This window comes from Curtobacterium sp. 'Ferrero', from assembly GCF_002412165.1.
In the GTDB taxonomy this organism is placed as follows: Bacteria; Actinomycetota; Actinomycetes; order Actinomycetales; family Microbacteriaceae; genus Curtobacterium.
Genome location: NZ_NXIA01000001.1, coordinates 92,704 through 112,288 on the forward strand (window position 1 = coordinate 92,704; position 19,585 = coordinate 112,288).

Genomic DNA, 19,585 nt, shown 5'->3' on the forward strand with positions numbered 1-19,585 from the left:
CGCCCGCGGGGTGGGGGTTGTGGTCTCCGCCGAGGTACGGGGGCCCGGAGGCCTGGTGGGCCTCCGGACCCCCGTCCGGTGGTCGCGGAGCAGGATACCTGTCCGCGATGTGTCTCACGAGGAGACGGTGGTTACTTCTTGACCTCGATGTCGTAGTACAGCGGCACCGAGTTCCAGCCGAACTTGACGTTCGACACGTTGTCGGCGTTCCAGACACCGGTCACGTTGGAGTACCAGAGCGGGATCTCGGGGAGGTCCTTGAACAGCAGCTCCTGCGCCTGGTCGAAGTACTTGTTGCCCTCTTCGACGGTCGAGGCCGAACGGCCCTTGGCGAGCAGGTCGTTGTACTCGGTCGAGTCGTAGCGCGAGTAGTTGCTCGACGAGCCGTCGCCCATGGTCGGGCCGAGGAAGTTGTACAGCGACGGGTAGTCGGCCTGCCAACCGGTCCGGCTCGCGCCGTCGAGCTTGTTGTTCGTCTGGACCGCGAGGGCCTCGGCGAACGTCGGGTAGGCCTTGCCCTCGGCCTTGATGCCGAGCGTGCTCGACACCGAGTTCGCGACCGCCGTCACCCACGCCTGGTGGCCACCGTCGGCGTTGTACGCGATGGTGAGGGTGTCGTTGTACGGCGAGATCTTGTCGGCCTCGGCCCAGAGTTCCTTGGCCTTCGACTTGTTGTACGTCAGCACGTCGGAGCCGTCGAGGTTGTCGTTCCAGCCCGCGATGACCGGGGACGTGAAGTCCTTGGCCGGGGTGCGGGTGCCCTGGAAGATCTTGTCCGTGATCTGCTTGCGGTTGATCGACAGCGAGATCGCCTCGCGACGGAGCTTGCCCTCTTCACCCTTCCAGTGGTCGAGGTAGTAGGGCAGGTAGATAGCCTGGAAGATCGCGGCTGCCTGGTTGACGTTCGAGTCGGGGAAGTCCGACTTGTAGTTCGAGAACGCGCTGTCCGGCACGGCGTCGAGGACGTCGAGGTTGCCGCCCTGTGCGTCGGAGTACGCGGTGTCCTGCGACGTGTAGAACGTGATCGTCAGACCACCGTTCTTCGGCTTGCGGTTGCCGGCGTAGTCCTTGTTGGTGACGAGCTTGATCGACTGGTTGTGCGTCCAGGCGCTCTTGCCGTCGAGCTTGTACGGACCGTTGCCGATCGGGTCCTCGCCGAAGGCCTTGGTGTCCTTGTAGAACACCGAGGGCAGCGGCACGAACGCCGAGTAGCCGAGCGAGAGCGGGAAGTCCGACTGCGCCGACTTGAGCGTGACGGTGAACTCGTCGTCGCTCTTGACCTTGAGGCCGGTGAGCTCCGAGTCCTTCGTGGCGTCGTAGCCCTCGATGTTCTCGAAGAAGTAGCTCGCGCTCTGCTTGTTGGAGTACTGGGCAGCCCAGTTCCACGCCTTGGTGAAGGACTCGGCCGTGACCTTCTCGCCGTTGGTGAACTTGTAGTCCGTGTTGAGCGTGATGTCGAACGTCTTGGAGTCCGACGTGTCGATGCTCTTCGCGACCTCGTTCACCGGCTTGCCCTTGGCGTCGTACGACACCAGGCCCTCGAAGATCGAGTCGATGATCTTGCCGCCACCGGTCTCGGTGGTGTTCGACGGGATGAGCGGGTTCTGGGGCTCGCTGCCGTTGGTGGTCACGATGCCCGACGCGTTGGTCGAACCCGAGCCACCCCCGTTGCTGCTGTTGCTGGAGCAGCCGGCCAGGGCGATCGCTGTGGCCCCGAGCACGGCCAGGGCTGCGAGCCCAGCGCGCTTGTTGATCAAGATTCCTCCTGGTGCATGGGACGCGCCGGGCACAGCGGTGTCGCCCGGCGCGTTTGACCTCTGCACTGTATGCAGTGTCAGGAGCGGGCACCAATCCCACAGGGAATCGGTTACAAATCGGAAACCAAGTCGCAGGATCGTTGCGGGAGGATGCAAGTTTCGTTCGATCTCGGACCGCGCTCGCAGTTCTGTTGCATCTACAACAACCCTCTTGCGACCTCGCGCCGGATGTGATCCATGATCCACCGGGAGGACCGGAAGGGCCACGTCGTAGCGTGGCACCGTGCTCGCGAACGACGTCCCCCTCCTCCACGTCCCCTCCTCCCCGACGGTCGCCGGCGACCCCCGCCACCGGGGCGGCGCGTACGTCGCCGTGTCCCGGCCCGACCTCGGGACCGACTCCACGCAGTCGACCGTGCAGCGGGTGACCGCCGACGGGGTGGTCCGCTTCACCTCGGGCGAGCACGACTCGGCGCCGGTGCTGTCCCCGGACCGCCGGTCGCTCGCGTTCCTGCGGCGGGTCGAGGACGAGCACGGCGGCGCACACGACCAGCTCGCCGTGGCACCGGTCGACGGCGGCGAAGCCCGGGTACTCACCGCGCTGCCCCTCGGCGCAGGCGCGCCCGTGTGGTCCCCGGACTCGACGCGCATCGCCCTCACCGCCCGCTTCCCCGAGCCCGGGCGGTACGGCTCCGCGGTCCCGGGCGGCGGGCGGCGGCCGGCACCCGCCGCCGAGGCCCCCCGGCTCGTCGCGCGGCTCGACTCCCACCTCGACGGCACCGGGTACCTGCTCGACCAGCCGCAGCAGGTGGTCGTGGTCGACGTCACGGACCGCGACGCCGGACTCGTCACGACGGCCCTCACCAGCGCACCGTGCTCGCTGTCGTCGCCGGTCTGGTACCCGGACGCGAGCGCGCTCGTCGTGGTCGCGCCGCGCGACCTCGGTGCTCGCGAGACGCACGACGACGACCTGTACCGGGTGGACGTCGCGGGCGGCACGCTCACGCTCGCGGTCCGGACGGAGGGCAGCGTCGGGGCCGTCGCGGTGACCGCGTCCGGCACGATCCTGTACACGGGCACGTCGCACCGGGACGGACACGTCGTCGCCGAGCCCCAGGGACTCTGGCGCGCCGACCACGGTGCCGCACCGGAGCGGCTGACGGACCGCCGGTCGGTCGACGTGACCGGCACCCCGGTCCCGCACGGCGAGGACGCGCTCGTCGCCGTGCTCGACCGGGGCACCGTCGGCGTCCGCCGCGTCCCGGTCGGACCGGGCACACCACTCGCCCTCGACGAGCTCGACGTGGTGCTCGGCGGCCGCCTGGTGGTCTCCGGGTTCGCCGTCGACGGCGACGTCCTCGTGGCGACCGCCGCGACCCCGGAGTCCCCGGGCGAGGTGCTGGTCGTCGACCTGCCCGCCGGTGCACCGGGCGCCACGACGACGCCCGCCCCGACCGTCCTCACCGACCTCGCCGCACCGCTCCGCGAGCGGGCGGGAGCGCCGGGCATCCGCCGCACCGAGGAGGTCACCGGCACCGCGCCGGACGGCACCCCGGTGCACGGTTGGGTGGTCCTCCCCGACGGCGACGGGCCGCACCCGGTGCTGCGGGTGGTGCACGGCGGCCCGTTCGCGCAGGACACGTGGGCGTTCTTCGACGAGGCGCAGGTGTACGCGAGCGCCGGGTACGCGGTGGTGCTCGGCAACCCGCGCGGCTCGGCCGGGTACGGCCTCGAGCACGGTCGAGCGGTCGTCGGGGCGATGGGCACGGTGGACGTCGACGACGTGCTCGCGCTGCTCGACGCGGCGCTCGAGCGGCCGGACCTGGACGGCTCCCGCGTCGGCATCATGGGCGGCTCGTACGGCGGCTTCATGACGAGCTGGGTCGCCGCCCACCACGGTGACCGGTTCGCCGCGGCGTGGAGCGAACGCGCGGTGAACGCGTGGGACTCGTTCGCGGGCAGCTCGGACATCGGGTGGTACTTCGCGGACGCCTACGTCGGCCCGGACCCGGAGGAGCAGCGCCGCCGCAGCCCGCTGTCGTACGCCGACCGGGTCACGATCCCGTTCATGGTGGCGCACTCCGAGCAGGACTGGCGCTGCCCGATCGAGCAGGGGCAGCGCCAGTTCGTCGCGCTCCGGCGGGCAGGGGTCGACGCGTCGCTCCTGGTGTTCCCGGGCGAGGGGCACGAGCTCTCGCGGTCGGGCCGGCCGTGGCACCGCGTGCAGCGCTTCGAGCACGTCCTCGCGTGGTGGGCGGAGCACCTGCCCGTCACGCCGGTCGCGTAGCCGGACCACCCAACGGACGGGAGGCGCGGTGCCAGCCGGCACCGCGCCTCCCGTCCGTCGTGTCGCGTCTCGACCGCGAGAGCGACAGATCGCCGCGCCGCGCGCGCGTCGATCTGTCGCTCTGCCGGGCCGGACCGGCGCTGCGGGGCGGGGGCCGCTACGCGAACGCCTCGACCGGCGGGCAGGCACACACGAGGTTGCGGTCGCCGTACGCCTGGTCGATCCGACGCACCGGCGGCCAGTACTTGCGCGCGCTGATGCCGGGCAGCGGGTAGACGGCCTGCTCGCGGGAGTACGCGTGCGTCCACTCCCCCGAGATCACCGACGAGGCCGTGTGCGGGGCGTGCACGAGCGGGTTGTCCTCGGCGGACCACTCACCACGCTCGACCGCAGCGGCCTCGGCCCGGATCGCGAGCATGGCGTCGACGAACCGGTCGAGCTCGGCGAGGTCCTCGCTCTCGGTCGGCTCGACCATGAGCGTGCCGGCCACCGGGAACGACATCGTCGGGGCGTGGAAGCCGTAGTCGACGAGACGCTTCGCGACGTCGTCGACGGTGATGCCCGTGCTGTCCCGCAGCGGCCGGAGGTCGAGGATGCACTCGTGCGCGACGAGCCCGTCCTGCCCCGTGTAGAGCACCGGGTAGGCGTCACGGAGCCGCGCGGCGATGTAGTTCGCCCCGAGCACCGCGGTCTCGGTCGCACGGGTGAGCCCCTCGAGGCCCATCATGCGGACGTACGTCCACGTGATCGGCAGGATGCTCGGGCTGCCGTACGGGGCGCTCGACACCGGCCCGCCGGCGTGCGCGAGCCGATCGCCGGCGTCCGCCGCGGTGGCACCGGTGCGACGGTCGGCCTGCTGCGCCATCGAGTGGCCGGGCAGGTACGGCGCGAGGTGCGCCTTCGCCGCGACCGGGCCGACACCGGGGCCGCCGCCGCCGTGCGGGATGCAGAACGTCTTGTGCAGGTTGAGGTGCGAGACATCGCCGCCGAAGTCCCCGAACCGGGCGTGCCCGAGCAGCGCGTTGAGGTTCGCGCCGTCGACGTAGACCTGCCCACCGGCGTCGTGGACCGCCGCGGTGATGTCGGTGATGTCGTGCTCGTAGACGCCGTGCGTCGACGGGTACGTGATCATCAGCGCGGCGAGCTGCTCCCCGTGCTGCGCCGTCTTGGCACGGAGGTCGTCGAGGTCGACGTTGCCGTCCTCGTCGCACGCCACGACGACCACCCGCATGCCGGCGAGGACCGCAGAGGCAGCGTTCGTGCCGTGCGCGCTCGACGGGATGAGGCAGACGGTGCGCTCGGTGTCACCGTTCGCCAGGTGGTACCCGCGGATCGCGAGGAGGCCCGCGAGCTCGCCCTGACTGCCCGCGTTCGGCTGCAGCGACACGGTGTCGTACCCGGTGACCTCGGCGAGCCAGGACTCGAGGTCACCGATCATGTCGAGGTACCCGGCGACGTCCTCGGCCGGCGCGAAGGGGTGCACGTTCGCGAACTCCGGCCAGGTGACGGCCGCCATCTCGGTCGCCGCGTTGAGCTTCATCGTGCAGCTGCCGAGCGGGATCATGCCGCGGTCGAGCGCGTAGTCCTTGTCGGACAGGTGCTTGAGGTACCGCATCATCCGGGTCTCGCTGCGGTGCGCGCTGAAGACCGGGTGGGTGAGGTACTCGCTGCTGCGCAGCAGACCGGCCGGGAGGCCCGTGGCGGCGTCCCGTACGGCGGTCTCGGTCGCCGGGACGGACGCGTCCACGGCTCCGAGGACGCCGGCGAGCGCCGTCACGTCGTCCGGCGTGGTGGTCTCGTCGACGGACACCTGGAGGGTGTCGGCGTCGACGAGGTGCAGCAGGTAGCCGCGCTCGCGTGCTGCGTCGACGAGCTCCGCCGCACGACCGGGCGCCCGGAGGGTCAGGGTGTCGAACCACGCGTCGTGCACGACCTCGAGCCCGGCACCGCGTGCGGCGTCGGCGAGCGCCGTCGTCGTCCGGCCGACCCGGTCGGCGATGAAGCGCAAGCCTTCGGGGCCGTGGTAGACGGCGTACATCGACGCCATCACGGCGAGCAGCACCTGCGCGGTGCAGATGTTGCTCGTGGCCTTCTCGCGGCGGATGTGCTGCTCGCGGGTCTGCAGGCTGAGCCGGTAGGCCATCTGGCCGTCGGCGTCGAAGGACACCCCGACCAGGCGGCCGGGCAGCTGGCGCTCCAGGCCCGCACGGACGGCGAGGTAGCCGGCGTGCGGGCCGCCGAAGCCGAGCGGGACGCCGAAGCGCTGGCTCGTGCCGACGGCGACGTCCGCGCCGAGGTCGCCGGGCGCAGCGAGGAGCGTCATCGCGAGCAGGTCGGCCGCCACGACGGCGATCCCACCGCCAGCGTGGACGCGCTCGATCGTGGTGCTCGGGTCGACGATGCGTCCGGAGGCGCCCGGGTACTGGACGATGACCCCGAAGGCGCCGTCGAGCTGGTCGTCGGTCGGGCCCTCGGCGGCGTCGAACTCGCGCAGGGCGATGCCGACCGCGTCCGCACGGTGGTCGAGCAGCGCACGGGTCTGCGGCAGGAGGTCGGCGTCGACGAGGAACGCGTCGCCCTTGACCTTCGAGGCGCGGCGGGCGAGCAGCATGCCCTCGACCACGGCGGTGCCCTCGTCGAGCATGGACGCACCGGCGGTGGCCATGCCGGTGAGGTCGGACACCATCGTCTGGAAGTTGATGAGCGCCTCGAGGCGGCCCTGCGAGATCTCCGGCTGGTACGGCGTGTACGCCGTGTACCAGCTCGGGTTCTCGAGCACGTTCCGCTGGATGACCGCGGGCGTGTGGGTGCCGTGGTAGCCGAGGCCGATCATCGCGCGCCGGACGGTGTTCCGTGCGGCCTTCGCGCGGAGCTCGGCGAGCGCCTCGGTCTCGCCGACAGCTGCCGGGATGACGGAGTCCGTGACCGGCGCCGCGTGGATCGACTCCGGGATGGCGGTCCGGACGAGGGCGTCGAGGGACGGCTGGCCGACGACGTCGAGCATGGCCTGCTGGTCGGCGCTCGTCGTCCCGATGTGGCGGTCGGCGAACGACGTCTGGAGGTTCTGCTGCGCGGCGGCGTCCTGCTGTGCGCCGGTCATGCGAGGGATGCCCGGTACGCGTCGTGGTCCATGAGGTCCTCGGGGAACGAGGTGCCGTCGACCTTGATCTTGACCAGCCAACCGGCGCCGAACGGGTCGTGGTTGACGGTGTCGGGGGCGTCGACGACCGCCTCGTTGACCTCGACGACCTCGCCCTCGATCGGTGCGAACAGTTCACCGACGCTCTTGGTCGACTCGATCTCACCGATCTGCTCGCCCGCGGTGGTCGTGGTGCCGACGGCGGGGAGCTCGACGAAGACGACGTCGCCGAGCTGCTCGGCGGCGTGGTCGGTGATGCCGACGGTGACGGTGTCGCCCTCGACGAGCAGCCACTCGTGGTCGGCGGTGTACTGGAGTGCGGTCTGGTCGGTCACGGGGTCAGCCTCTCGGAGAACGGCGGTAGAAGGGGAACGGGGTCACGGTGCTGGGGATGGCCGTGCCGCGGACGTCGATGTGCAGGAGTTGTCCCTCGGTGGCGAGGTCCGGGTCGACGAAGGCCATCGCGACCGGGTGCCCGAGGGTCGGCGAGAGCGCGCCGGATGTCACCGTGCCGACGACCTGGCCCTCGTGGACGACGTCGTATCCGGCGCGGGGAGCCCGACGGCCCTCGGTGACGAGACCGACGAGCACGCGGGCGCCCGGTGCGGGCTCCACGCCGGAGTCCCCCACGAACGACCCGGAGGTCGCGACGACCCGGCTGAGCCCGGCCTGTGCGGGACGGACGTCGGTGCCGAGCTCGTGGCCGTAGAGCGGCATGCCCGCCTCGAGCCGCAGGGTGTCGCGCGCGGCCAGCCCGGCGGGCACGACGCCGCGGTCGGCGCCGGTCTGGAGGAGCGCGTCCCAGATGTCCCCGGCGATGGACGGGTCGCTGTAGATCTCGAAGCCGTCCTCGCCCGTGTAGCCGGTGCGGGCGACGAGCACCTCCGCTCCGTCGAACAGCGCGTGCAGCACCCGGTAGTAGCGGAGCTCGTCGAGCGGGGTCTCGGGCTGCAGCCGGTCGGCCACCACGAGCGCGTCGAGGGTCCCCGCGGCCGCCGGCCCTTGGATCGCGACGAGGGCGGTCGTGTCCGAGTCGTCGGAGACCTGGACGTCGAAGGCGTCCGCCCGCGCGGTGAGGGCGTCGACCGCGACCTGGCGGTTCGACGCGTTCGCCACGACCAGGAACACGTGCTCCTCCGTGCGGTAGACGACCAGGTCGTCGAGGATCCCGCCGTCCTCGGCGAGCAGCAGCGAGTACTTGGCCCGGCCGACGGTCATCGCGCCGAAGGTCCCGGCGAGCGCGTGGTCGAGGAACGCGACGGCGTCCGGACCGGTGACCCCGATCTCGGCCATGTGCGACAGGTCGAACACCCCGGCGGCCGTGCGCACCGCGTGGTGCTCGGCGAGGTCGGACGAGTAGCGGACGGGCATCCGGTACCCGGCGAAGTCGGTGAAGGTGGCACCGGCGGCCTCGTGCGCGGCCTCGAGCGGTGATGAACGCATGGCGGAGTTCCCTCGTCCTCGACGACACCCGACGACCGTCGTCGGGTGGAACTCCCCCTCTGTCATGGGCCTGAGAGTTTCACCGCGGCCCGTGAGGTCCGTCGGCTTTCACCGTGGGCGAGGAGCTGCCGACCGGGGTCGGGAGCGCCTGCTTTTCAGAGTGGCCTGTCCGTCGCGGTGTTGGACCTGAGAGATTGGCGGGGACGTTGCTCCTTCGGTGCCGGTCCGCCGTCGAACGGGGGTCCGGCGTCTCCCGCGACGGGTGATCGGCCGTGCTTCAGTTGTCGTCGACGAGCATACCGCTGCCGTGTTTCCGGCAGGTGTCGCCGTCCGGTTCGACATCTCGTAGAGGCTCCGTCGTAGGATCCTCTGGTGGCAGGACAGCGATCACGCCCCCGCGGGCAGCTCGAGCAGGCGGTGCTCGACGCCCTCTGGTCGGCGGACGACGGGCTGAGCGCCCGGCAGGTGCTCGACGCGTTCCCCGAGCCCCGGCCCGCGCTGACGACGGTGCTCACGGTGCTCGACCGGCTCCGTCGGAAGGGGCAGGTCGAGCGGCAGACGCACGACGACGCCCCGCTGACGTTCCGGGCGACGAGCAGCCGTGAGGAACAGACCGCCTCGCTGATGTCGGACGCCCTCGCCGCAGCCGGTGACCGGGAGGCCGCGCTGCTGCGGTTCACCGGGTCGCTCGCCTCGGACGACCTCGAGGTGCTCCGCCGCGCGCTCGACGCACGCACCCGGGGCTGATCGGGAGCGCGCGTGGTCGTCGTCGGTGTCGTGCTGATCGTGCTCGCGCTCACGGTCGTCGTCGTCGCTCCCCGCGTCCTGACCCGGGCCGCGTGGACCATCGACCGGCCGCGCACGGCGCTGGTGTCGTGGTCGGCCGCCGTCCTGGTCGGCGTCGCCGGCTTCGTCGCCGGGATCACGCTCGTGGTCGTCGCCGGCCGACCCGCGACCGACCCGTTCGCGGTCCGCGGGTCCCCCGCCCACGGCCTCAACGTCGGGGTCGCGCTCGTGGCGGTGGTGGCCTTCGTGATCGCCGTCCGGGTGCGTCCCGGCCCCGAGCAGGACGCCGTCCGCCGCGCCATGCACTCCGGGGCCACCCCGCACCGCGAGATCGGCGGGGTGCCCGTCGCCCTGGTCGAGGCGGACCACGCACTGGCGTGCGCGGTCCCCGGTCGTGCTGGCGGGGTGCTGGTGAGCACCGGGCTCGCGGACCAGCTGCGCACGGACGAACTGGAGGCCGTGGTCGCCCACGAGCGCGCCCACCTGTCCCAGCACCACGGGATCGCGGTCGCGGTCGCCGAGTCCATCGAACGTGCGGTGCCGTGGGTGCCCGGTGCGCGCGCCATGGCGCGCTCGACGCGCGTGCTCGTCGAGTTCGCGGCGGACGACGCCGCCGCCAGGCGGCTCGGCCGCGACGCGGTCCGCCGGGCGGTGCTCGTGGCGGACGGGACGAGCGCGCTCGGGGTGGTCCGTGCCTCCAGGCTGGAGGGCTAGGGTGGCGGCACCGTGAAGCCACTGACCGAAGCAGACATCCGCTCGTCGTTCGTCAACGCCACCCCGGAGGAGCTCGAACAACTCCCGATCCCGGGGTTGCACGAGATGCTCTGGGACGAGCGCGAGTTCCTCGGCTGGCGCGACCCGCAGGCGGCACGTCGCGGGTACATCGTGTCGTGGATCGACGACCGGCCCGTCGGCATCGTCGTGCGGTCGGCGGGTGGCTCGCTCCGCCCCGGCATCGCGGCGATGTGCTCCTTCTGCCACTCGCCGCAGCCCGCGACCCAGGTGCGGCTGTTCTCGGCCGCCCGCGCCGGGGAGTCCGGTCGGAACGGCAACACGATCGGCTCGTACATCTGCGAGGACCTCGGCTGTTCGATGCTCATCCGCACGGCCCCCCCGCACCTCAACCCGCCCGCGACGATCGCGATGCGCGGCGAGGCTCTGCTCCGCCGGGTGCGGAGCTTCACCGAGGACGTCGCGAAGACCGCGTAGTCGGCACGGCACCGGGCTGCACCGACCACGCGGCCCGCGCGCTCACTGCCTGATGAACTCCAGGATGTCCCGGTTGAGGACGTCGGCGTGCGTCGTGAGCAAGCCGTGCGGGTAGCCCTCGTAGATCTTCAGCGTCGCGTCCTGCAGCAGCTCGGCCTGCTTGACCGAGGCCGCCCGGTACGGGACCACCTGGTCGTCGTCGCCCTGCAGAACCAGCACGGGCACGGTGATCGCCCGGAGGTCCTCGGTCTGGTCGGTCTCGGAGAACGCCTTGATGCCCTCGAGGTGGGCGAGCGCGCTGCCGGTCATGCCCTGCCGCCACCAGTTCGCGACGACCGGCTCGGACAGCTCGACTCCGGGACGGTTGTACCCGTAGAACGGGCCGGACGCGACGGCCTGGAAGAACTCGGCACGGTTGGCGGCGAGGGCCTCGCGGAAGCCGTCGAACACCGAGATGTCGGTGCCCTCGGGGTTCGCGTCGGTCTTGAGCATGAGCGGTGGGACCGCGGCAACGAGGACGGCCTTCGCGACGCGTCCCTGCGGCTGACCGTACTGCGCCACGTAGCGGGCGACCTGGCCGCCGCCGGTGGAGTGGCCGACGTGGACGGCGTCGCGCAGGTCGAGGTGCTCGACCACGGCGGAGACGTCGCTCGCGTAGTGGTCCATGTCGTGCCCCGTGTCGATCTGCGACGAGCGCCCGTGGCCGCGCCGGTCGCTCGCGATCACCCGGAAGCCCTGCGCGAGGAAGAAGAGCATCTGCGCGTCCCAGTCGTCGGACGACAGGGGCCAGCCGTGGTGGAACACGATCGGCTGGGCGTCGTGGGGCCCCCAGTCCTTGTAGTAGATGTCGGCACCGTCGTCGGTGGTGATGAAGGCCATGTCGTGCTCCGCTTCGTTCGGTGAGGTGGGTGCGGTGGTGCGGTGGTGCGGTGGTGCGGTCTCGGGGCGTCTGCCGCGTCCGCGGGAGCGTCGGCGGCCGCCGTGTGGTGGCGCTCGCGGTTCAGCCGAGCTCGGCGATCGCGTCGGTGATCACGGTGGTGACCTCGTCCGGGTGCGACTGCATCACGAGGTGGGGCGCGTCGAGCTCGACGACGCTCCGCAGGCCGGCTCGGCGGTAGCCGAACCGCTCGACGTCCGGGTTGATCGTCCGGTCCGCTGCGGAGACGATCCCCCAGCCGGGCTTCGTCGTCCACGCGGCGACCGGAGCCGCTTCCTCGAACGCCTTCGCCGCGAGCGGCCGCTGTGCCACCGCGAGCACTTCGCTCGTCGCCCGGTCGACCCCGGCGGCGAACACGTCGGGGAACGCCTCCACGACGACCGACACGTCCGTACCGGGGTCGCCGCCGGGCACCGGGAACGGCGAGTACACGAGGTTCGCCGCGAGGTCCGAGTCGGGGAACCCGCCCTGCAGCTCCCCGAGGCTCTCCCCCGCCTCGAGCGCGTAGCCGGACAGGTAGACGAGTCCGACGACGTTGTCGGCTGCTCCGGCCACGGTGATGATGGCGCCGCCGTAGCTGTGGCCGACCAGCAGGACGGGTCCGTCGATCGACTCGACGACCGAGCGGATGTACGCCGAGTCGTCGACCAGGCTCCGGTTCGGGACGGCGGGGACCCGGACGGCGAAGCCGCGGTCGAGCAGGCGGCGGGTGACGGGCGCGAAGCTCGCGGCGTCGGCGAAGGCGCCGTGGACGAGCACGATGGTCGGTGAGGTCATGACGTGGTCCCCTCGGAGGTGTCGGTACCGTGGATGCCCGACACGCTAGGGCCCGTCACCCGACTCCGTCGTGGCCCTCCGAGTACACCCCCGGATCGCCGTCGGCTGCGGTGCTCCGGCCGTGACCGTCGTCCTCCGTGCGTCGCGCCGACCGACGGTGGCGCGCGAGCCTGCTGCCCTCGGTGGGGGTCTGGTGACCGGTCTGCGGCTGCTCGGGGCGCGCCTCCCGGAACGCCGTCCGGAGCTCCGTGAGCGCGCGTTCGCCGACGCTCCCGGGGGCGCCGTAGCAGATGAGCGTGTAGAGACCGGGGTGGGCCTCGAGCACCTGCCAGCGCAGGTCCACCCAGCCGTGCCCCGCGAAGTGGTTCGGCGCGCGCCCTGACGTCATCGGGTACGCCTCGTGCCGGTCCCACATCGCCCGGAAGTCGTCGTCGTCGAGGAGGAGCCCGACGATCTCCTGCCACCGGGGGTCGTCCGGGTCGCCGTAGTACCGGAGCCGGGCGACGGTCGTGCGGGCCCCCTCCTGCCACGACGACAGCGCCCTGACCTCCGGCGGCGCCTCGAACTGCATCAGCCCGAGGTTGTTGCCGACCTCCATGTAGCCGGGCGCGACGGCGCGCATCAGTGCGTTGAGGACGAGGATGTCCTGGTTGCGGTCGATGATGTACGCCGCGGTGTGGTCCCAGAGGGTGATCATCTCGACGAGGTCGGGCGGCGGCGCCTCACCACGGTGGACCTCGTAGGACGCGTCCGCGCCCGGGAGCGCGAGCCGCTGCAGGTAGGCGACCCCGGCACCGTCGAGGCGGAGCGCTCGCGCCAGGGAGCGGCACACCTGCACGGACATCTGGTGACCGCTGCCCTGCTCGAGCCGTCGGTAGTACTCGACGCTGATCCCCGCGAGCCGGGCGACCTCCTCGCGCCTGAGGCCCGCGACGCGACGCCCCGGTTCCGCCGGCAGCTCGACGTCCTCGGGACGGAGCGCTGCGCGACGAGCACGGAGGAAGCTCGCCAGGGCACTCTTCTCGGGGCGTCCGCGTGCAGGCTCCACGGACCGATTCTGCCGCGCCCGGACCCGCCGCGCGAGCGACGACGGCGCGGCGCCGGGACCGCGCGGTCGGTGTCCGCGGCTCCGGCTACCGTGACCGTGTGCCCTCCCGATTCACCGCCGCCCGCTGGGCCGTCGTCTCCGAGCAGGGCGACGGACGCTGGCGGCTCAGCGTCCACGACGAAGCCGACGACGAGCTCGGCGCGATCGGCCTGGGGGTCGAGGGCTCGTGGGAGCCGGACGTCGAACCCCACGTCCGCTTCGTGCTCGTGCAGCTCGGTCTCGAGCTGGCGGGCAGCGTGCCGTGGCGTGAGGACGAACTCGGCGACCAACGCGCACCGGTGCTGCCGCTCGCCTGAGCGTCCGGTCGGCCCGGACCGTGCACCGCTCCGGTCGGCCCGGACCGTGCACCGCTCCGGCCGGCCCGGACCGCGCGCCGCTCCGGTCGGCCCGGACCGTGCACCGCTCCGGCCGGCCCGGACCGTGCACCGCTCCGGCCGTGGTCAGTCGCCCGCGGCGACGAAGTTCCGCAGGATGCTGCGCCCGTCGTCCTCCCGGAGCGCCCAGACGAGTTCGCTGCGGTGGTCGTCGCCGCCGGCGCCTCCGTCACCGCTGTCGAGCGGCAGCAGCGCGACCGTGTCGGGAGCCGCGAGCGTCGCGCTCTCCGGCGCGACGGTCACGCCGAGGCCCACACCCACCAGGTGCAGGACGGTCGCCCACGTCGTCGCCTCCTGCACCACGGTCGGCCGTCGACCGCCCGTGGTCACCGGCGCGAGGTTCCGCTCGGTCGCCGTCCGACCGGCCTCGGCGGGGAAGAACACGAACGGGTCGTCGACGAGCTCCGGCCCCGCGACGCTCGTGCGCTCCGCGAACCGGTGGGTCCTCGGGACCGCGGCGACGAACCGCTCGGAGCGGAACGGCAGGTACCGCACCCCGGGTTCGGGGTCCGGGTCGCGCACGATCGCCAGGTCCAGCTCGCCGCGCGCGATCCGTGCGACGAGGGTCGAGGTGTAGCCCTCGGTCAGTTCGACCCGGACACGCGGGTGACGCTCCCGGAACGCCTGCACCCGCTCGATCGGGCCGAGCGGCAGCGCCGACACGACGAACCCGACGTCGAGCCGCCCGGCCTCACCACGGCCGACCCGCACGGCTTCGTCGAGGTCGCGCTCGACCTGAGCGAGGAGCGACCGGGCCCGTTCCTGCAGGACCTCGCCGGCCGGCGTCAGCGCGACGCTGCGCGATGTCCGGACGAACAGGTCGACGCCGAGTGCCCGCTCGGTCCGGCGGATCTGCTGCGAGAGCGCGGGTTGCGCCATGTGGAGCGCCGCCGCGGCGCGGCCGAAGTGGCGCTCGTCGGCGACGGCGAGGAACGCGCGCAGCTGCCGGAGTTCGACATCCATGCACCGAGCGTATCGATCAGCGCGAACGAGTATTGGACGCGACCTGGTCCGCTGCCCGAGCATGGACGCATGCCCGAAGCGACCACGTCCGTTACCACGGCCCTCGTCCACATCACCGACCTCGCCACCCCGGCTGACGCCGAGGCGTTCCGCACGCTCAACGAGGCGTGGATCCGCCGGCTCTTCGCCCTCGAGGACGCCGACCGAGCTGTCCTCGGCGACCCCGCGGGCCGGATCGTCGAACCCGGCGGTGCCGTCCTGGTGGCTCGGCTGCGGGACGGCAGCCGCGCCACCGCGGCTGACACCGTCGTCGGCTGCATCGGGCTGATGCCCACCGAGCCCGGCGAGTACGAACTCGTGAAGATGGCCGTCGCGCCGGAACACCAGGGACACGGGATCGCCCGCCGGCTGATCACGGCCGCACTCGAGCGGGCGCGGGAACTCGGCGCCCGACGGCTCGTCCTCGAGAGCAACTCCGGGTTGACGAACGCGGTGCACCTGTACGAGGCGTTCGGGTTCCGGCACCTCGAGGCCCACGAGATCGTCCCGAGCCCGTACTCGCGGGCCGACGTCCACATGCGACTCGACCTCGACACGGCGCCCGCCCATCATGCCGAGGTACGGAACGCGCGGAACACCTGACCGATGCTCGCGGCCGGTCGATAGCGTCCGACGAGATGCGCATCCACGAGCGGGCCGACGCCGACCAGGACGCCCTGGCCGAGGTGCTCTGGCGCGCCCACGTGTTCGGCTACCCCGCGGTCTGGCCGGACGACCCCGCGGCCTGGCTCACGCCTGCCGGTCTCCTCGGCGCGTGGGTCGCGATCGACGACGACCGCGTGGTCGGACACGTCGGCATCGTCGTCCCGGGCCCCGGCCGGATGCCCGAGGTGCAGCGGCTCTTCGTCGATCCAGACCACCGCGGCAAGGGCATCGCCGACGCGCTGCTCGACGCGGCGGAGCAGGCGGTGCCCGGTCCGCACGTGCGGCTCGACGTAACCGAGGACTCCGCCGACGCCTGGCGGCTGTACGAGCGGCGCGGGTGGTGCCTGACCGGTCGCGGTCCGGCCGACTGGCACACGCCGAGCGGTGCGGTCCCGACCGTGCGGTACTACGCCAAACGCGTCGGCTGACCCGCTACGCTCGCGACATGGCGACGTACGAGGTCCAGGCCGTCCGAGAGCGCGGCGCGTGGCAGGTGTTCATCGACGGACTGCTCGTCACCGAGGTCACGCGCTGGCCGTCGGTCGCGTTCGTGGCGCGGGAGTTCCTCGCGATGGACCGTGACGACGACCTGAAGATCCGGGTGGTCGGCCGCAACCAGTACGTCGACGCCGACCCCGGCGAGGCCTGAGCCCCCGCCGCAGCGACGCCGCCCGCACGACCCAGCGCAGCGGCGCCGCCCGTCAGGCCACGCGCCAGACCAGCCCCTCCTGCGCGCTCGACGGGTACGCCGACGCGATCCGGAACACGGCCTCCCGCAACGTCTCGGGCGAGCACGCCAGGTTGAGCCGCGCGAACCCCCGCCCCTGCGACCCGAACCCGAGACCGGAGTTCAGCGCCACGTAGGCGTGCTCCCGCAGCGGCACGGCCGGGTCATCGCCCAGGCCGATCCCCCGGAAGTCGAGCCACGCCAGGTAGCCCGCACGCGGCCGGGTGTAGACGACGCCCGGCAGGTGCTCGGCGAGCAGCGACCCGAGCAGCCGTTCGTTCGCCACGATGCGCGCGACGACGTCGTCGAGCCAGTCGGTCGCGAGCGTGAAGGCCGCCGTGTTCGCGTGCAGCCCGAGGATGCTCGTGCGACAGGCGACCTCCTCCCACAGCGTGTCGAGGAGCGCCGCGGTCCGGGGGTCGCCCGCCACGATGACCGAGCACTTGACGCCGGCGAGGTTCCACCCCTTGCTCGCACTCGTCACGCAGACGCTCCGCGCGCCCGCCGGTTCGGCGACCATCGCGAACGGGGTGAACTGCACGCCCGGGTGGGTGAGCGGCGCGTGGATCTCGTCGCTGATGACCAGGACGTCGTACCGTGCGGCCAGTGCGGCGAGCGCCTCGAGGTCGGCTCGGTCGTGCACCAGACCGACCGGGTTGTGCGGATTGCAGAGCAGGAACACGCCGACCCCGTCCGCGAAGGCCCGCTCGAGTCCGTCGAGGTCGAGCCGGTAGACACCCCACTGCTCGAGCAAGGGCACCTCCTCGACCTGACACCGGGCTTCTTCGACGAGCTCGAAGAACGGCGGGTAGACCGGCGGTGTGATCGCCACCCGGCCGCCGTCGGGCAGCGCGAGCCGCAGCGACTCGACGATCCCGACACTGACGTCCGTGGCCAGGTGCACGCGCGCGGGGTCGACCTCCCACCCCCAGCGGTCCCGGGCGAACCCGGCGAACGCCGGTGCGAGCGGTCCGGGCCCGTCGAGGTAGCCGAGGTCGGACTGCTGGACCCGTTCGATCAGGGCCTGCCGGATCTCCGGCGCGACCTCGTGGTCCATCTCGGCGACGAACAGCGGCAGCACGTCGGGCGCGTACCGCGTCCACTTGATGCTCGTGCGGACCCCGCGGAGTCCGCCGACCGGGTCCTGCTCGTCGTGCGACATGCATCCCAGGATGCACCGGCCGGGAGGCGCGGCGCGAGTCCCGCCGTCACATCGCGTCGCGCAGGAGGTCGCTCCGAGCACCGCCGGACCGCCAGCCCGACCGCCCCGTACTGTCGGCAGCATGACCACGAACACCGCCGACAAGGCGACGACCCTCAAGCGCCTCCACGAAGCCCCGGAGATCCTCCGCGTCGTCAACGTGTGGGACGCGATCAGCGCGAAGGTCGTCAGCGACCTGCCCGACACCCGGGCGATCGCCACGGCGGGCCACTCGATCGCCGCGAGCCACGGCTACGAGGACGGCGGCATGCCCCTCGACGTCGCGCTCGCCGGTGCCGCGACCGTCGCGGCGGCCACGGACCTGCCCGTGACGGCGGACCTCGACGACGGCTACGAGGACCCGGCCGAGACCATCCGCCGCGCGATCGGCGCGGGCATCGTCGGCGCGAACGTCGAGGACCGCCTCCGCCCGTTCGACGAGGCCGTGGCGCGGGTCGCCGCGATCACCGCCGCGGCGCAGGCCGAGGGCATCGACTTCCAGCTGAACGCCCGCACCGACGCGATCGCCCGCGGCGGCGACCGACCGATGGCGGAGAGCATCGCCGACGCGATCGCCCGCGGCAAGGCGTTCCTCGACAACGGCGCGGCGCTGGTGTTCGTGCCGGGCGCGATCCAGCGGGACGTCGTCGAGCAGCTCGTGGACGGGCTCGGCCGCGGCAAGCTGTCGGTGATCGGGCTGCCCGGTGCGCTCCCCGCCGCCGAGTACGAGGCCCTCGGCGTCGCACGGATCTCCTACGGCCCGCTGACGCAGCGCGTCGCGCTGCGCGCACTGCGCGACCTGGCGACCGACCTGTACGGCGACGGCGTCGTGCCGGAGGACACCCCGGCCCTGAACTGAGCCACGTCCCGGACGGGAGGCGCGGTGCGGGCCCGCACCGCGCCTCCCGTCCGTCGCTCGGGCCGTCGTCCGCCCTGCCACTAACGTGGCGGTGTGCGCACCGACGTCGAGACCCTGCTGACCCCGCCGACCCCCGTGGCTGCGCGCGCGCTCGACGTGGTCCGTGGCTGGGCGACGCCGGCGCTCGCGAACCACAGCCGGCGCTCGGCGGCGTGGGCGACGCTCATCGCCGACGCCTCGGGGATCGACCACGACCCGGAGCTCCTCTTTGTCGCCGCGATGCTGCACGACCTGGGGATGTCGGCGCCGTTCGACGCCCACGCCGTCCCGTTCGAGGACGCCGGGGGTGCGGTGGCGTCCGTGTTCGCGATCGGGGCCGGCTGGGACGCCGTCCGTGCCCGCCGTGTCGGCGAGGTGATCGAACGGCACATGTGGCTGTCCGTCGACCCCGCCGAGGACCCCGAGGGGCACCTCCTCGAGGTGGCGACCTCGCTGGACGTCTCGGGAGTCGGGTTCGAGCTCGTGCCGGACGACTCGCTCCGAGCGGTCAGCGCGGTGCTGCCCCGGCTCGACTTCTCGGCCGCCTTCGCCGCCTCCATCCACGACCAGGCCGGGCGGAAGCCGACGAGTGCCGCTGCACGGCTGGACCGGTCCGGCAACGTCGTGGCCGGGAGCGCGCGGTGGGACGCGTTCCTGGCGTGACGCTGGACGTCGGGTCGATCCCCACGTATACTGTTCGTTTGGTGCACTGCAGCGAACCCATCTGACTCGCGCACACCGAACCGTCTCGACACCGACCCACCCGGGTCGCATTCCCACGAGACCACCGCTCGCTCCACACGGACGAGCTGCACGTCGACACACGACGTGCGCGCCCGCGGCCACCGCGTCGGCGCCCGGACCACGAAGTCCCGGCGGACGACGGAGCACGCGACGGCGCCGAACGACCAGGAAGTACCGCAACACCATGACCAGCAACGAACGAATCAGCATCATCGGGACCGCCCTCGCGGCTCCCGTCACGTCCCCCGACCGCGTCGCCGAGTTCCCCGTGCGGGACGTCTGGACCGGTCGGGAGTACCTCGTCCGAATGGACGCCGACGACCTCGGCGTCTTCGTGACCACCGGTGCGCGCATCGAGGTGCGCGGCGAAGCCGGCTGGACCATCCCCGGACGGTCCTGGCGCGGCGAGGCGAGCCGCACCCTCCTGCAGGCACAGGAGGTCACCGCCGGCGAGCTCCTGCTCGCCGCCTGAGCCACATCCCACGAAGCGCGTCGCCGGTCCTCGGCGGCGCGCTTCGTCGTTCCGTCAG

At 72.4% G+C, this 19,585-nt stretch carries 20 protein-coding genes and 1 riboswitch; of the genes, 11 read left to right on the forward strand and 9 right to left on the reverse strand.

Annotated elements, in window-relative coordinates; translation table 11 throughout:
* Positions 1-131 precede the first annotated feature (131 nt).
* Positions 132-1,757, reverse strand: coding sequence for an ABC transporter substrate-binding protein (locus tag Csp2054_RS00385; RefSeq protein ID WP_096897300.1), 1,626 nt, complete (start codon positions 1,755-1,757; stop codon positions 132-134).
* Positions 1,758-2,040: 283 nt separating this feature from the next.
* Here Csp2054_RS00385 and Csp2054_RS00390 point away from each other — a divergent pair, with 283 nt between their 5' ends.
* A complete protein-coding gene (locus Csp2054_RS00390) occupies positions 2,041-4,044 on the forward strand; it encodes an alpha/beta hydrolase family protein (protein WP_096897302.1) in 2,004 nt (667 codons plus the stop codon).
* 157 nt (positions 4,045-4,201) lie between these two features.
* On the opposite strand, the gene gcvP is transcribed toward Csp2054_RS00390, so the two are convergent.
* Genes gcvP through gcvT form a run of 3 tightly spaced genes read right to left on the reverse strand, consistent with a single transcriptional unit; the run spans position 4,202 to position 8,626 of the window.
* Positions 4,202-7,144 (reverse strand): aminomethyl-transferring glycine dehydrogenase, encoded by a 2,943-nt coding sequence (gcvP, locus tag Csp2054_RS00395; protein WP_096897305.1) that lies wholly within the window; start codon positions 7,142-7,144, stop codon positions 4,202-4,204.
* Entirely contained in the window at positions 7,141-7,518 is a 378-nt protein-coding gene (gcvH, locus tag Csp2054_RS00400) for a glycine cleavage system protein GcvH (RefSeq protein WP_096897306.1), read from the reverse strand. Before gcvH ends, gcvP begins: the two co-directional genes overlap by 4 nt.
* Before the next feature lie 4 nt (positions 7,519-7,522).
* Positions 7,523-8,626 (reverse strand): glycine cleavage system aminomethyltransferase GcvT, encoded by a 1,104-nt coding sequence (gene gcvT / locus Csp2054_RS00405; protein ID WP_255252539.1) that lies wholly within the window; start codon positions 8,624-8,626, stop codon positions 7,523-7,525.
* A gap of 165 nt (positions 8,627-8,791) precedes the next feature.
* Positions 8,792-8,892: riboswitch (glycine riboswitch) on the reverse strand.
* A gap of 106 nt (positions 8,893-8,998) precedes the next feature.
* On the opposite strand from gcvT, the gene Csp2054_RS00410 reads away from it, so the two are divergent.
* From Csp2054_RS00410 to Csp2054_RS00420, 3 genes are read left to right on the forward strand one after another with little or no spacing between them, the layout of a single operon-like run.
* Positions 8,999-9,373 (forward strand): BlaI/MecI/CopY family transcriptional regulator, encoded by a 375-nt coding sequence (locus Csp2054_RS00410; RefSeq protein ID WP_096897310.1) that lies wholly within the window; start codon positions 8,999-9,001, stop codon positions 9,371-9,373.
* Between the two features lie 12 nt (positions 9,374-9,385).
* A complete protein-coding gene (locus tag Csp2054_RS00415; protein WP_096897313.1) occupies positions 9,386-10,126 on the forward strand; it encodes a M56 family metallopeptidase in 741 nt (246 codons plus the stop codon).
* Positions 10,127-10,138: 12 nt separating this feature from the next.
* Positions 10,139-10,621 carry an FBP domain-containing protein gene (locus Csp2054_RS00420; RefSeq protein ID WP_058726193.1) on the forward strand — a complete coding sequence of 161 codons (483 nt, stop codon included), beginning with the start codon at positions 10,139-10,141 and terminating at the stop codon, positions 10,619-10,621.
* Positions 10,622-10,663: 42 nt separating this feature from the next.
* On the opposite strand, the gene Csp2054_RS00425 is transcribed toward Csp2054_RS00420, so the two are convergent.
* From Csp2054_RS00425 to Csp2054_RS00435, 3 genes are all read right to left on the reverse strand, one after another.
* Positions 10,664-11,500, reverse strand: a complete 837-nt coding sequence (locus Csp2054_RS00425; RefSeq protein WP_096897315.1) for an alpha/beta fold hydrolase — start codon at positions 11,498-11,500, stop codon at positions 10,664-10,666.
* A 121-nt stretch (positions 11,501-11,621) separates the two neighbouring features.
* Entirely contained in the window at positions 11,622-12,335 is a 714-nt protein-coding gene (locus Csp2054_RS00430) for an alpha/beta fold hydrolase (RefSeq protein ID WP_096897317.1), read from the reverse strand.
* Between the two features lie 55 nt (positions 12,336-12,390).
* On the reverse strand, positions 12,391-13,383 hold the full coding sequence (locus Csp2054_RS00435; RefSeq protein ID WP_141399055.1) for a helix-turn-helix transcriptional regulator: 993 nt from the start codon (positions 13,381-13,383) through the stop codon (positions 12,391-12,393).
* A gap of 98 nt (positions 13,384-13,481) precedes the next feature.
* On the opposite strand from Csp2054_RS00435, the gene Csp2054_RS17580 reads away from it, so the two are divergent.
* Complete coding sequence (locus Csp2054_RS17580) at positions 13,482-13,739, forward strand: hypothetical protein (protein ID WP_141399056.1); 258 nt, start codon at positions 13,482-13,484, stop codon at positions 13,737-13,739.
* A gap of 144 nt (positions 13,740-13,883) precedes the next feature.
* On the opposite strand, the gene Csp2054_RS00440 is transcribed toward Csp2054_RS17580, so the two are convergent.
* Positions 13,884-14,780, reverse strand: coding sequence for a LysR substrate-binding domain-containing protein (locus Csp2054_RS00440; RefSeq protein ID WP_096897321.1), 897 nt, complete (start codon positions 14,778-14,780; stop codon positions 13,884-13,886).
* 69 nt (positions 14,781-14,849) lie between these two features.
* Here Csp2054_RS00440 and Csp2054_RS00445 point away from each other — a divergent pair, with 69 nt between their 5' ends.
* Genes Csp2054_RS00445 through Csp2054_RS00455 form a run of 3 tightly spaced genes read left to right on the forward strand, consistent with a single transcriptional unit; the run spans position 14,850 to position 16,134 of the window.
* Positions 14,850-15,422, forward strand: a complete 573-nt coding sequence (locus tag Csp2054_RS00445) for a GNAT family N-acetyltransferase (RefSeq protein WP_096897323.1) — start codon at positions 14,850-14,852, stop codon at positions 15,420-15,422.
* 35 nt (positions 15,423-15,457) lie between these two features.
* A complete protein-coding gene (locus Csp2054_RS00450) occupies positions 15,458-15,913 on the forward strand; it encodes a GNAT family N-acetyltransferase (RefSeq protein WP_096897325.1) in 456 nt (151 codons plus the stop codon).
* Between the two features lie 17 nt (positions 15,914-15,930).
* Entirely contained in the window at positions 15,931-16,134 is a 204-nt protein-coding gene (locus tag Csp2054_RS00455; protein WP_096897327.1) for a hypothetical protein, read from the forward strand.
* 52 nt (positions 16,135-16,186) lie between these two features.
* Here the strand turns inward: Csp2054_RS00455 and Csp2054_RS00460 are convergent, their stop codons facing one another.
* Positions 16,187-17,374, reverse strand: a complete 1,188-nt coding sequence (locus Csp2054_RS00460; protein ID WP_096897329.1) for a MalY/PatB family protein — start codon at positions 17,372-17,374, stop codon at positions 16,187-16,189.
* 121 nt (positions 17,375-17,495) lie between these two features.
* Between Csp2054_RS00460 and Csp2054_RS00465 the strand changes: the two genes are divergently transcribed.
* The 3 genes from Csp2054_RS00465 to Csp2054_RS00475 all read left to right on the forward strand — a co-directional run bounded on the left by Csp2054_RS00465 (position 17,496) and on the right by Csp2054_RS00475 (position 19,527).
* Positions 17,496-18,272 carry an isocitrate lyase/phosphoenolpyruvate mutase family protein gene (locus Csp2054_RS00465; RefSeq protein ID WP_096897332.1) on the forward strand — a complete coding sequence of 259 codons (777 nt, stop codon included), beginning with the start codon at positions 17,496-17,498 and terminating at the stop codon, positions 18,270-18,272.
* 93 nt (positions 18,273-18,365) lie between these two features.
* Complete coding sequence (locus Csp2054_RS00470; RefSeq protein ID WP_096897334.1) at positions 18,366-18,974, forward strand: HD domain-containing protein; 609 nt, start codon at positions 18,366-18,368, stop codon at positions 18,972-18,974.
* A 265-nt stretch (positions 18,975-19,239) separates the two neighbouring features.
* On the forward strand, positions 19,240-19,527 hold the full coding sequence (locus Csp2054_RS00475; protein ID WP_096897336.1) for a hypothetical protein: 288 nt from the start codon (positions 19,240-19,242) through the stop codon (positions 19,525-19,527).
* Positions 19,528-19,585: the final 58 nt, after the last annotated feature.